The organism is Deltaproteobacteria bacterium (assembly GCA_020848745.1).
Classification (GTDB): Bacteria; Desulfobacterota; Binatia; order UTPRO1; family UTPRO1; genus UTPRO1.
The window spans coordinates 84,636-96,109 of record JADLHM010000021.1 but is presented as its reverse complement, the minus strand read 5'-3'; the positions used below and the strand labels follow the sequence as shown (position 1 = coordinate 96,109).

Below are 11,474 nucleotides of genomic sequence, written 5' to 3'. Positions count from 1 at the left end.
TGCCGTGACGCTTGTCAGGGAGAGCGCTCGATCGGCCGCGACCGACAACCCTCGATAGCGTCGAGGGCTGGGCCTCCCCAGCGACTGTGCCATCGTGGCTCACCGCCTGGCATGCGTTTTGCGTAATCCGACATCCGATGTCGCGCATCGGGAGGACGGATGGCGTTGCATGATCAGTATCGCGTGCTGGTCGTCGAAGACGATCCGGACATTCGTCGCATCCTACAGCTCTTCCTGACCGAGCGTGACTTCTCGGTCACGACTGCGGATCGCGCGTCTGCGGCGCTCGACCTCATGACGCAGATCCCGGTCGACCTCATCCTTTCCGACGTCCGGATGCCGGGTATGAGCGGCATCGAGCTCCTGCACCACATCAAGGAGCACGATCCCGACGTGCAGCTCGTCCTCATGACGGCCTACTCGTCCGTGAAGGACGCGGTGGAAGCGATTCAGGCCGGGGCGACGGACTACATCGAGAAGCCGATCGACTTCCGGCGTCTCGAGCGGATTCTGGACGTGGTCTTCGAGCGGCGTCGCCTCGCTCGCGAGAACAAGATCCTCCAGCAGCAGCTGCAGGGGCGCGTCGAGTTCCAGGGTATGGTGGCGCGGAGCCAGCAGATGCTGGAGATCTTCAGCTTCATCGAGCGACTGGCGCGCTACCCGACGACGGCGCTCGTCACGGGTGAGAGCGGCACCGGCAAGGAACTCGTCGCGCGGGCTCTCCACGAGTTGAGCCCGCTCAAGGACAAGCCGTTCATCCTCTGCAACTGCACGACGCTCGCCCCGACGCTCCTCGAAAGCGAGCTCTTCGGTCACGTGCGAGGTGCCTTCACCGGAGCCGATCGCGATCGCAAGGGGCTGTTCGAAGCGGCGCACGGCGGCAGCATCTTCCTCGACGAGATCGGCGAGCTGCCGATGGCGGTGCAGGCGAAGCTCCTGCGCGTCATCGAGAATCGCGAAATCAAGCGCGTCGGGTCGCCGGAGCCGGTGCGTGTCGACATTCGCATCATCGCGGCCACGAATCGCGATCTGGCCACAATGGTGGATCGCGGCGAGTTCCGCGAAGATCTGTACTATCGTCTGAACGTCGGCGCCATCACGCTCCCGCCGTTGCGGGCCCGCATCGAGGACGTCGATCTCCTGTGCAGCCACTTCCTGCAGCGGCTGGCGCGGCGCCTCGGCAAGGACGAGGTCGTGGAGGTGTCGGCCCCCGTTCTGGCGATGTTCCGCTCGCACGCGTGGCCCGGGAACATTCGGCAGCTGCTGAACGTGATGGAACGTGCACTCATCGTGGCGCGCGGCTCGAGCATTCTTGCGGAGCACCTTCCGGCGCCGTTCCTCGGTGGCGCGACGTCCGGAGTCGGGGCCGTCGCGCTCGCGCCAGCGATCGGCATCGGCCCCGAGATCGCAGCGGCTCCGGAATTCGACCTCAGCATCGAGGCGGCGGAGCGCGATCAGATTCGCAAGGCACTGGAGGCCGCCGGCGGGAAGCGGATGGAAGCGGCGCGCCTGCTCGGGCTCAGTCGTCGCACGTTGTATCGCAAGCTCGACAAGTACGGGATCACGTGAGCCGTCGCATGACGAATTACGTGACGGTGATGCGGCGGATTGAAGCTTCTCGGCCTCGCGCCACAGAGCTAGAAGATGAGTGAGGGACGCATGGAACTGCAACGACAGGCCGGGGCGGGTAACGCGGGGGCGCGCGTGCTCATCGTGGAGGATCATCCGATGATCGCGGAGCTCGTGGAGACGCGGCTCCGCATCGAGGGGATGCGACCGACGAAGTGCCTCGGCGGACGCGAGGCCATTCAAGTGCTCGCGCATGCCGACTTCGATCTCGTGATTCTCGACATCATGATGCCGGAGGTCGATGGATACGCGGTCTTCAAGGTTCTGAAGAGCCAAGAGCGTACGGCCAACGTTCCGGTGATCTTCCTGACGGCGAAGTCCACGCAGGACGACATCGAGAAGGGACTCGCGCTCGGGGCTGACTACTACATCACGAAGCCCTTCAGCGGGGCGGATCTGGTGCGCAAGGTCAAGATCCTCCTCGAGCAGCATCAGTTGAGTCACGCGGCCGGCGCCTGATCCCATGCGCACGCGACCCCTCGGCGCGGCGGCGGCCGTCGCGGCCCTGGTCCTCGCGACGCATCCTGGCCGGACGGATCCATACGACGATGGCGAGCGCGTGCGCCTCGACCGGGCGACGGCGTCCGCAGGCTCCGACGTGGCGTCGGTGCCGGCGGCGAGTCGGCCGCACCCCGGCGGCCACGCGATTCCGCTCAGCGGTGACCGCAAGCACCTGATCGTGGACGGGATGCTGAATGGATCCGTCCGCGGCCCGATGCTGGTCGATACGGGGGCATCCTATTGCGTGCTCACCCGCGGGACGGCGCGCAAGCTCGGGTTGCCGATCCGCCCGCGGACGCGGATCCCGGTCGCGACCGCCAACGGTCAGATCGATGCTGCGTTCGTGGAGATCGACGCCGTCGAACTGCACGACGCGAAGCTGACCGGCGTCCACGCGGTCGTCATGGACGCGGTCGAGCCTCCCCTGATCGGGATCATCGGCCTCAACTTCCTCACGCAGTTTCGCTTCTCGGTGGATCTCGCCGAGGGAACCCTGCGTCTCGAGCCCTGACCGTTCAGTTGGCGCGCAGCATCGGCCGTGTCGTCGCCGGGGACATCGGCATGAGATCGACCGGACGAACGAGGCGCGTCAGCCGCGCCCCACGGGCCGCGACCGGCATGGCGGCCGGGAGAGGCCGATGGGGCGCGACCGCCTCGAGGTGCCAGCTGCGCAGCCGGCAACGGGCCATCATCGTGAGCTGCGCGAGGCCCTGCAGCCAGCGGCCGTTGCGGGGCGTACGTCGCTCCGTGCGGTACGAGACGGGAACCTCGAAGATCCGGCATTGCCGGGTCGTGAAGAGGGCGGCCAACTCCCCCGCGATCGCGCATCCGTCGGCGCGGAGCACGGCACCGCGGACGACGTCGACACGAAAAGCCCGAGCAGTCGTCGTGACGTCGGTCAACGACACGTTCGTGAGGCCGTTCGAAACGACGGTCAGCAGCTGGTCCGCCAGGCGATCCCACAACGCGGGGACCTGCCGGCTGGCGGCGACGTATCGTGAGCCGTAAACCACGTCTGCTGCGCCGGAGGCAATGGGTTCCAGGAGCCGTCCCGTCTCGGAAGGGTCGTACGCCAAGGTCGCATCCGCCACGACGACGATGTCTCCACTCACCATGGCGAGCGCCGTCGACAAGGCGGCGCCCTGCCCGATCGCCTCGGGATGGAAGCCCACCCGCGCCAGTCCACGCGCCGCCAGATGCTGGAGACGCTCCGCCGTTCCGTCCGCGGAGGCATCATCCACGACGATGATTTCGCGGTGCAGATCCGCGTGGCCGAGGTCGGCATGGAGAACGCGTTCGACGGCCTCTTCGATGGTGTCGACGGCGTTGCGGACGGGGATGACGAAGGAAACCATGGTGGGCATGCGACGGTTCCAAGCAAGGCGCATGCCCTTGCGGGCGGTCCGAATGGGCACGTGAAAACAGGTCACTGGCACCACGTCGCCTCAGATCGCACGGTGGGCCGGCGGTGCGATTGCGACGGTCGTTACCGTGATGACGGGCGTCGAGCGAGGTGGATCTCGATGCGGGCCGTCATACGGTTGTCGCATCATGTTCATAAGTGCTTCTGAGTCGTTCGTGCAACTGAGAATACATGTGCAATCACGCATGCTCGCGTCTACTGCCGAACCCTTGTCTGCGTACTAGACCGCCGCTACACTCCGACGATAGACGGGCGTTCGGGTCGATATGCGGACGGGCGAATGCTTGGCGACAGGAGGCCGAATGAACGCCAACTTGCGGCTGCAGGATCTCTACGGACGTGAGAAAGAGGGCGAAACCAAGCTTCTCGCGCTCTACGTGCCAAAGGAACTCACGACGCGAATCGATCGACTGGCGAAAGACCTGAAGGCGAAGAAGCGCGAGGTCATCCTCGCTCTGCTGAACGAAGGCCTCGACCGCTATCATCGCTCGAAGGGCCGGCGACGCAAGAAGGGGTGAGGCGGGTCAGCGACCGGGCGCGTGATATCGCCGATCGCGATAGGCGGCGGCCACTGGGGCCAGACTCTCCTGGTCGGTCCTGCCGTTCTTGCTGATCAGATACGCTGCGACGAAGTCGTATCGCATCCAGTAGATGACGCGCTCCGCGGGTTCGTCGGCGCTCCGCGGCGACAGCCGGTAGATCCACTTTTCGTTGAAGCGATGGCCCTGCTCTTCCATGTCGCGCGGTTCGTTGACGCTGCCGATCGTCGTGTTCGGCGTGCCCCAGATCTGCACGACCTGATTGCGACTGACGATGGGGACGCTCACGGCTCGAAACTCTCCGGCAGCGGACATCCTTTTCCATGGACGTGCGCCTCGAACTCGGATCGGAAGCGTCGCAGGAATCCGGTGGCGGCCCATGCCGCCGCATCCGACAAGGCGCAGATGGTCTGTCCCTCCATGTAGCCGCCCACTTGGTCGATGGTTTCGAGGTCGGCGAGGCTTCCCTGCCCGCTCTCGATGCGCCGGAGCAGCTTGTAGAGCCACGCCGTGCCCTCTCGGCATTGGGTGCATTGTCCGCACGACTCGTGACGAAAAAATCGCGCGATGACGATCGCCGCCCGCACCATACACGCCGTCTCATCGATCACCACGATGCCGCCCGTGCCGAGGAGCGTGCCGGCCTGCTTCAGGGACTCGTGATCCATCCGCACGTCCACTTGCTCGGCGGAGAGCACGGGCATCGAGACACCGCCCGGGATGATCGCCTTCAGGCGCTTGCCGTTGCGTACGCCGCCGGCGTGGACCTCGATGATCTCGCGGAGCGGAGTTCCGAGCGGAAGCTCGTATACGCCGGGGCGGTTCACGTGCCCGCTGATGCCGTAGAGCGTGTTGCCGGTACTGGTGGGAGTGCCGATGCTCTTGAACCAGGCCGCCCCTTTGCGGATGATCGCGGGAACCTGCGAGATCGTCTCGACGTTGTTGACCGTCGTCGGGCATCCCCAGAGACCGTATACCGCGGGAAACGGCGGCCGCTTGCGCGGCTGGCCCTTCTTGCCTTCGGCGGACTCGATCATGCCGGTCTCTTCGCCGCAGATGTACGCTCCGGCGCCGCGCATGACGTGGACGTCGAACTCGCGCTCGATCCCACAATGTCGTGAGCCGAGGAGCCCGGCTGCTCGCGCCTCATCGACGGCAGTGACGAGCGTCCGAAAACCCGTGACGTACTCGCCGCGCAGGTATACGTACGCGGCGCGTGCGCCGATCGCATGAGCGGTGATGATGAGGCCCTCGACGAGGAGATGGGGATTCCGCTCGACGATCTGCCGGTCCTTGAAGGTGCCGGGCTCGCTCTCGTCGCCGTTGCACGCGATGAACGTAGGCTTCGGTCCGCCCGGCTTCGGCATGAAGCTCCACTTCTGTCCGGTGCTGAACCCGGCACCCCCTCGTCCGCGGAGTCCCGACGCCTTGACCTCCTCGATCACGGCCTCCGGGGCGAGCCCTTGGAGCGCGCGCTGCGCCGCCTCGTAGCCTCCGGCCCTTCGGTAAGCATCGAGGGACCGCCAGTCGGCGCCATCCGGCGGAAGGAGATAGCGTTCGACCGCCATCTCAGCCGACCGTCCGTAGGAGGTCGTCGACACGATCGGGTCGAACGTTCTCGATGAAAGGTTCGTTGTTCACCTGCACGCACACCGCCGTGCCGCACGAGCCGAGACACTGCACTTCCTCGATCGAGTACGCGCCGTCGGGCGTCCGCTCCCCGACGCGCACGCCCAGCCGCTCCTCGAGTCCGCGCACCACCTTGCGGGCGCCGGCCAACGCGCACGCGATGTTGACACAGACCTGGATGTTACGCTTCCCGACCGGATGCTCGTGGTACATCGGATAGAACGTGACGACCTCGCGGACTTCGATCGGCCGCAGGCCGAGCAGCGCCGCGATCTCGCGTTGCACGGCGAGAGGCACGTGCCCGATCTCGGCCTGAACGAAATGTAGCGCCATGAGCAACGCCGAACGCGGCTCCGGATACTTCGGAACCTCGGCGAGAATCGCCTGCTTCACGGAATCGGACAGCGTGTGGCTCGGTTCACTCATCGGTCGCATTCACCGCCGATCATGTTGATCATGTCGAACGTCGGTACGATGTCGGCCAGCAGCGCCCCGCGGACCATGTCGCGCATCGCGTGCGTGTTGCTGAAGCTGGGGGCCCGACATCGGCACTTCCACGGCTTTCCGGTGCCGTTACTGACCAGATAGAAGCCGAGCTCGCCGTTCGCGCCTTCGACCGCCTGATACACTTCGCCGGCGGGGGGACGCATTCCCTCCGTGACGAGCTTGAACTGATCGATCAGCTCTTCCATGCGATTGAAGACCTTGCTCTTGGCCGGCCAACGCAGGCGCGGATCGTCGACGTCGACGGGGCCTTCGGGCAGACGGTCGAGGCACTGCTCGATGATGCGGGCGCTCTGGTGTACTTCCTCCACGCGTACCAGGTACCGGTCGTAATTGTCGCCGTTGCTGCCGACGGGCACGTCGAAGTCGAGCTGGTCGTACACGAGATAGGGCTCGGCCTTGCGGACGTCGTAACCGACGCCCGCGGCGCGCAGCAACGGTCCCGTCACCCCATAGGCGATGAGGTCCGCAGCGGGCAGACGACCCGTCCCCTCCATGCGTTCGCGAAAGATCGGATTCTGCGTCAGCAATCGATCGACGTCGGCGAAGATCGCCAGCGCGGCTTTCAGCTTGCCGCGACAGAGGTCCACGAAGCCGGGCGGGAGATCGCTTTGTAGGCCGCCGATCCGAACGTAGTTCGTGGTCACGCGGGCGCCGCACAGGGCTTCGTGCAGGTCCCACACGTGCTCGCGCGCCTGTACGCCGTAGAGGAAGGGCGTCATGGCCGCGAGCTCCATGGCGCTCGCGCCGAGACACGTGAAGTGGTCGCTCAGGCGCGAGATCTCGCTCGCGATCGTGCGGATGAACTGGCCGCGCGGGGGCACGGTGACGCCGAGGAGCTTCTCGGCGGCGAGGCAGTACCCTACGTTGTTGATCATCGGGCTCGCGTAGTTGAGGCGATCCGTGTACGGAATCGCCTGCGACCACTCGCCGCTTTCACACTCCTTCTCGTAGCCGCGGTGCAGGTAGCCGACTTGGATGTCGGCATCGATGATGCGTTCGCCGTCGAGCTTCAGGTTGATGCGGACCGTTCCGTGCGTCGCCGGGTGCGACGGTCCCATCTGGATCTCGAGCGGCTCGCCGTGGAGATCGTCCGAGATCGCGTGCCCGTCAGTGCCAGCGTCCGTATCGCGCACGATCGCGCTCCTCCTGTCGTCGCGCCTGCGGCGCGTCGAGATCCGCCCGACTGACGAGCGGCTGGCGTCGCTCCTTGGGATAGTCCTTGCGGAGCGGATGACCATCAAACTCTTCGTAGAGGTAGATCCGCCGCAGATCCGGGTGCCCGTCGAAGCGGATGCCGTACATGTCCCAGGTCTCCCGCTCCAGCCAATCGGCGCCGCGCCAGACGCCGACGAGGCTGCCGATACGGGGGTCGTCCTCGGACACGCGCGCTTTGAGCCGCAGGCGATGACCGCGGGTGAGCGATTTCAGGTGGTAGACGACTTCGAAGCGCGGAGTGGTGCCGATGTAGTCGACCGCAGTGACGTCTGCGAGGAAGTCGAACGCCAGCTCGACGTCGTCACGGAGGTACCGGCAGATCTCGACGAGCCGCGCCGGCGCGATCTCGGCGGTCAGGTCCCCGCGGAAAGCGTGCACGCTCCGGACGTCGGCATCGAAGCGCGCGCGGAGCTTGATCAGGACGGGATGCTGGAGATCGTCGGGAGTGCTCACGCCTTCCCTCGGACGACCGCCGGTACGCGCGCGCCGGCTCGCTCGTACCCCCGACGAATGTGCGACAGGCGGATCTCGAGCTCCGCCATCGGGGTCAGAAGGTCGCGCTTGTGCCAGACCGCGCCGCGCCACTCCGTGGTTGCGATCGCGACCCGTTGACTCATCACGATGGCCTCCTCCGGGCAGGCCTCCTCGCACAGGCCGCAGAACATGCAGCGTGACATGTCGATGTCGAAGACCGCCGGGTAGCGCTCGACCTCGTCCTCGGTCTCGCTCGGATAGATCGTGATGCAGTCCACCGGGCAGGCCCACTCGCAGAGCCCGCATGCGACGCAGCGCTCTTTGCCGTTGGGCATCTGTACCAGCACGGGCATGCCGCGGAACGCGGGCGCCAGCTTCTGGGCTTCCTCCGGATATTGCACCGTGAAGATCGTCGGCTTGCCGCGGACGAAGCCCATGAGGTTGCGGAAGAAGTGGGAGGCCGTGACGATGAGGCCGCGTACGATCGCGAGCGGTCCGAGCGTGTCCATCACGCGCGGGCGCGGCGGACGTTCGACGGTGACGACGGTTCCGGCCATGTCAGGCGGCCACCGTCGACGCGCCGTTCGCGCCGAGGGTGTCCCAGGCGAGCGCGCCGTACGCGGGCAGGTGGCGCGTGATCGCAGTGAACACCGCGCGCGGGTCGAAGACGCCCGGAGCGATCTCCATTCCGAGCCGGCGACCGAGCTGGAGGAAGATCTCGCCGTCGGTGGGCGCGGAGCCGGGATCGAGCGCTCGATGGATGCGTTGGACGCGCCCCGCGAGGTTGGTGAAGGTTCCGTTCTTCTCGGCGAAGGTCGCTCCCGGCAGGACGACGTCGGCGTGCGCCAACAAGGGGTGCTCGTTCGCGGCGACGACGACCACCGTCTCGAGGCGATCGAGGAGTGCCGCGGCGTCGGCGCCCCAGAGGGTCCAGACGTCCGTGGTCGTTACGAAGAGGGCGCGGATCGTCCCCGCCTCGATGCCGGTGCGGATCTCCGCGAGCGTCGCGTGGCCGCCGCCGGCCGCGAGGCCGAGGTCGCGCGCGCCGCGGACGTTCGCCGCCTTCTCCGCCTTGATCAGGAAGTCGTCGGCGGGCCCTTCGATCACCGCGACGTCGCCCTGCTCGCTGCGTAGCCCGCCAGACATCAGCTGACGGAGCGTGAAGAGCTCCTCGTTCGTCAAGTGCGGCGACACGATGGTGGCGAGTGCCGTCGGTCCGTGCGCGCGGACGAGGGAAGCGAGCGACGTCGCCGCCGCTTCCAGCGCGTCGGTCCACGACGCGTCCGTCGGCACCCCGTCCCGACGTATGCGCGGCGCGCGCAGGCGGTGCTCGTTGACGAACCGATATCCGAGGCGGCCGGTGTCGCACATCCACGTCTCGTTGACATCGTCGTTGCGGCGCGGAAGCAGGCGGTGTACGTGGCCGCGCGCGGCGCCGATCTTGATGTTGCAGCCGTTCGCGCAGTTCGGGCAGACGCTTTCGGTCTCGTCGAGGAACCACACCCGCATCTTGTGGTGGAAGTCCTTGCTGAGGAGCGCGCCCACGGGACAGACGTCGGCGGTGCAGATCGAGTAATCGTTCGCGAGCGGCTCGTCGGGAAAAACATCGACCACCGACCGGTCGCCGAGATTGAAGACCCCGAGCTCGCGCGTCTCGGTGACCTCCTTGCAGAAGCGGATGCAGCGCCGGCAGAGGATGCAGCGCTCTTGATCGAGCACTACGCGCGGTCCGACATCGACACGCTTCAGCAGCTTGCGGCGCGGTTCTTGTGTGCGCGCGGCTCGGGTTCCGTACTCGAAGGCGTAGTCCTGGAGGTAGCACTCGCCCGCTTGGTCGCAGATCGGGCAGTCGAGCGGATGGTTCACGAGCAGGAGCTCGAGCACGCCCTGGCGCGCTTTCGTGACCTCGGGTCCCCGGGTGTCGACGACCATGCCGTCGCGAACCGGCGTGTTGCAGGAGATCGTCAGCTTCGGCAGCCCTTCGACCTTCACCAGGCACATGCGGCAACTGCCGTCGATCGAGAGCTTCGGGTGGTAACAATAATGAGGAATCTGCATGCCGCGATCGAGGAGGACCGGCAGCAACATGCTGTTGTCCGGAACCTCGAGCTCGACGCCGTCGACGGTGATCTTGGCCATAGCCGTCAGCTTCGCATCGGACGTCCGCTGCCGTGGCGGCCCTCGTACGGCATCCCCGGACGCTCACGCTGCACCCGCTCCTGCAGCTTCAAGAGCCCGTCCAGCACCGCCTGCGGGTGCGGCGGACAACCCGGAACGTACACGTCGACTGGGATGATCGTATCGATGCCCTGCACGACGGCGTAGTTGTTGTAGGGCCCCCCGGAGCTCGTACACGCGCCGAACGACATGACCCAGCGCGGCTCGGCCATCTGGCGGTACACGCGCTGCAACACGGGCGCCTGGCGGTGGGTGATCGTGCCGACGACCATCAACAGATCGGCCTGGCGTGGCGTGAAGCGTGGAAGGGCCGCGCCGAAGCGATCGAGATCGAAGCGCGGGCCGGCGACCGCCATGTACTCCATGCCGCAACATGCGGTGACGAACGGGTAGCTGAAGAAGGAGTACTTGCGCGCCCACTGGATCGCGTCGGTGAGACGCGACATCGCGAACGTGTCGCCGAAGGCGCGACTCACGCTCGTCATTTCGTCCTCTCCCGGTCGGCGGCCGGAAGTCAGAAACCGCTCGTCAGGCATGCGCGGGACTTCTATAGTGGATGGCGGAAGTGCGCAAAGGCGTGCGCGACGATCCGCCCCGCGGAGCTTCAGCGTTCGCGCGTCTCCGGCAAGCTGACGTCGGGAAGGCCTGCGTCGCCGGGAACCGGACGCGGACACTCGGGTCGTTCGCATCGCGTGCCGGACGCGCAGCCCCGACAACAGTACACCACGCCACGACGTCGGATGCCGCGATCGACGGCGATGGGACAAGCGCACCACGGGCAGAGGATGTTCGACATGCGGCGAGTGCTCTAGCGACCGTCGCCGCGAGCGTCAACGCCACGAGGCGCACGGCGAGCCTTGCCTCGTGCGTCGCTGGGCCGCGTCGCAAGCGGATGAAACGCAGGCGATGGCGCTCTGGACCGCGAAAATCGCGGTTCAGAGCGCCGTTCGTGCTTGACAGCTTCCCGACGACTGCCCTAGGGTGCGCCGTCTTTTCACCACACCATAGGGGGAGTGCACATGACGAAGACACAGTTGGTTGGGAAGTTGGCGGAGGAGACCGGCATCTCCCGGAAGCAGATGGAAGAAATCCTCTCCGCGCTCGTGGAGCTCATCCGCAAGAGCGTGAAGAAGGGCGACACGGTGAAGATCCCGGATCTCGGAGGTTGGCGCATGCGGCAGATGAAGGCGCGCATGGGCCGCAATCCTCAGACCGGCGAGGCCATCAAGATCCCGGCACGCAAGAAGGTCGGGTTCACCGTCGCGAAGAGCTTCAAGCAGCACGTTCTCGGCACCAAGAAGTAGGCGGCACCGGCAGTTCGTTCGTCCTCGACGCGAGCGCCCCGGGGATTCCCCGGGGCGGAGCGTTCTCGCCGGTTC

15 protein-coding genes are annotated in these 11,474 nt (G+C 66.3%); 5 read left to right on the top strand and 10 right to left on the bottom strand.

Annotated elements, in window-relative coordinates; all coding sequences use genetic code 11:
- The first annotated feature begins 159 nt into the window (after window positions 1–159).
- From IT293_03060 to IT293_03050, 3 genes are all read left to right on the top strand, one after another.
- Window positions 160–1,569: a sigma-54-dependent Fis family transcriptional regulator gene (locus IT293_03060; protein ID MCC6763618.1), complete on the top strand. Its 1,410-nt coding sequence runs from the start codon at window positions 160–162 to the stop codon at window positions 1,567–1,569.
- 90 nt (window positions 1,570–1,659) lie between these two features.
- Window positions 1,660–2,088 (top strand): response regulator, encoded by a 429-nt coding sequence (locus IT293_03055; protein MCC6763617.1) that lies wholly within the window; start codon window positions 1,660–1,662, stop codon window positions 2,086–2,088.
- 4 nt (window positions 2,089–2,092) lie between these two features.
- The gene (locus tag IT293_03050) at window positions 2,093–2,641 is read left to right on the top strand and encodes a clan AA aspartic protease (GenBank protein ID MCC6763616.1); all 549 of its coding nucleotides are present in this window, start codon (window positions 2,093–2,095) and stop codon (window positions 2,639–2,641) included.
- 4 nt (window positions 2,642–2,645) lie between these two features.
- Here the strand turns inward: IT293_03050 and IT293_03045 are convergent, their stop codons facing one another.
- Window positions 2,646–3,494 carry a glycosyltransferase family 2 protein gene (locus tag IT293_03045; GenBank protein MCC6763615.1) on the bottom strand — a complete coding sequence of 283 codons (849 nt, stop codon included), beginning with the start codon at window positions 3,492–3,494 and terminating at the stop codon, window positions 2,646–2,648.
- Window positions 3,495–3,855: 361 nt separating this feature from the next.
- Between IT293_03045 and IT293_03040 the strand changes: the two genes are divergently transcribed.
- Window positions 3,856–4,071 (top strand): hypothetical protein, encoded by a 216-nt coding sequence (locus IT293_03040; GenBank protein ID MCC6763614.1) that lies wholly within the window; start codon window positions 3,856–3,858, stop codon window positions 4,069–4,071.
- 6 nt (window positions 4,072–4,077) lie between these two features.
- Here IT293_03040 and IT293_03035 read toward each other — a convergent pair whose 3' ends face one another.
- The 9 genes from IT293_03035 to IT293_02995 form a co-directional block, all read right to left on the bottom strand.
- A complete protein-coding gene (locus tag IT293_03035) occupies window positions 4,078–4,380 on the bottom strand; it encodes a hypothetical protein (GenBank protein ID MCC6763613.1) in 303 nt (100 codons plus the stop codon).
- Window positions 4,377–5,660, bottom strand: a complete 1,284-nt coding sequence (gene nuoF / locus IT293_03030) for an NADH-quinone oxidoreductase subunit NuoF (GenBank protein MCC6763612.1) — start codon at window positions 5,658–5,660, stop codon at window positions 4,377–4,379. The genes IT293_03035 and nuoF overlap by 4 nt, the downstream gene beginning before the upstream one ends.
- Before the next feature lies 1 nt (window position 5,661).
- Entirely contained in the window at window positions 5,662–6,147 is a 486-nt protein-coding gene (locus IT293_03025) for an NAD(P)H-dependent oxidoreductase subunit E (GenBank protein ID MCC6763611.1), read from the bottom strand.
- A complete protein-coding gene (locus IT293_03020; protein ID MCC6763610.1) occupies window positions 6,144–7,361 on the bottom strand; it encodes an NADH-quinone oxidoreductase subunit D in 1,218 nt (405 codons plus the stop codon). Before IT293_03020 ends, IT293_03025 begins: the two co-directional genes overlap by 4 nt.
- A complete protein-coding gene (locus tag IT293_03015) occupies window positions 7,336–7,863 on the bottom strand; it encodes an NADH-quinone oxidoreductase subunit C (GenBank protein MCC6763609.1) in 528 nt (175 codons plus the stop codon). The genes IT293_03020 and IT293_03015 overlap by 26 nt, the downstream gene beginning before the upstream one ends.
- Before the next feature lie 29 nt (window positions 7,864–7,892).
- Window positions 7,893–8,474: an NADH-quinone oxidoreductase subunit I gene (locus IT293_03010; GenBank protein MCC6763608.1), complete on the bottom strand. Its 582-nt coding sequence runs from the start codon at window positions 8,472–8,474 to the stop codon at window positions 7,893–7,895.
- A 1-nt stretch (window position 8,475) separates the two neighbouring features.
- A complete protein-coding gene (locus IT293_03005; protein MCC6763607.1) occupies window positions 8,476–10,056 on the bottom strand; it encodes a molybdopterin-dependent oxidoreductase in 1,581 nt (526 codons plus the stop codon).
- A 5-nt stretch (window positions 10,057–10,061) separates the two neighbouring features.
- The gene (gene nuoB / locus IT293_03000) at window positions 10,062–10,580 is read right to left on the bottom strand and encodes an NADH-quinone oxidoreductase subunit NuoB (GenBank protein MCC6763606.1); all 519 of its coding nucleotides are present in this window, start codon (window positions 10,578–10,580) and stop codon (window positions 10,062–10,064) included.
- 119 nt (window positions 10,581–10,699) lie between these two features.
- Entirely contained in the window at window positions 10,700–10,891 is a 192-nt protein-coding gene (locus IT293_02995; GenBank protein ID MCC6763605.1) for a hypothetical protein, read from the bottom strand.
- Between the two features lie 223 nt (window positions 10,892–11,114).
- Between IT293_02995 and IT293_02990 the strand changes: the two genes are divergently transcribed.
- Window positions 11,115–11,399 (top strand): HU family DNA-binding protein, encoded by a 285-nt coding sequence (locus IT293_02990; GenBank protein MCC6763604.1) that lies wholly within the window; start codon window positions 11,115–11,117, stop codon window positions 11,397–11,399.
- Window positions 11,400–11,474 lie beyond the last annotated feature (75 nt).

Excerpts from the sequence above, each read along its gene's own strand:
- IT293_03060 (MCC6763618.1), top strand. The coding sequence starts at position 160 with ATGGCGTTGCATGATCAGTATCGCGTGCTGGTCGTCGAAGACGATCCG.
- IT293_03045 (MCC6763615.1), bottom strand. The coding sequence starts at position 3,494 with ATGCCCACCATGGTTTCCTTCGTCATCCCCGTCCGCAACGCCGTCGAC.
- IT293_03025 (MCC6763611.1), bottom strand. The coding sequence starts at position 6,147 with ATGAGTGAACCGAGCCACACGCTGTCCGATTCCGTGAAGCAGGCGATT.
- IT293_02990 (MCC6763604.1), top strand. The coding sequence starts at position 11,115 with ATGACGAAGACACAGTTGGTTGGGAAGTTGGCGGAGGAGACCGGCATC.
- nuoB (MCC6763606.1), bottom strand. The coding sequence starts at position 10,580 with ATGACGAGCGTGAGTCGCGCCTTCGGCGACACGTTCGCGATGTCGCGT.
- IT293_03040 (MCC6763614.1), top strand. The coding sequence starts at position 3,856 with ATGAACGCCAACTTGCGGCTGCAGGATCTCTACGGACGTGAGAAAGAG.
- nuoF (MCC6763612.1), bottom strand. The coding sequence starts at position 5,660 with ATGGCGGTCGAACGCTATCTCCTTCCGCCGGATGGCGCCGACTGGCGG.
- IT293_03005 (MCC6763607.1), bottom strand. The coding sequence starts at position 10,056 with ATGGCCAAGATCACCGTCGACGGCGTCGAGCTCGAGGTTCCGGACAAC.
- IT293_03055 (MCC6763617.1), top strand. The coding sequence starts at position 1,660 with ATGGAACTGCAACGACAGGCCGGGGCGGGTAACGCGGGGGCGCGCGTG.
- IT293_03010 (MCC6763608.1), bottom strand. The coding sequence starts at position 8,474 with ATGGCCGGAACCGTCGTCACCGTCGAACGTCCGCCGCGCCCGCGCGTG.
- IT293_03050 (MCC6763616.1), top strand. The coding sequence starts at position 2,093 with ATGCGCACGCGACCCCTCGGCGCGGCGGCGGCCGTCGCGGCCCTGGTC.
- IT293_02995 (MCC6763605.1), bottom strand. The coding sequence starts at position 10,891 with ATGTCGAACATCCTCTGCCCGTGGTGCGCTTGTCCCATCGCCGTCGAT.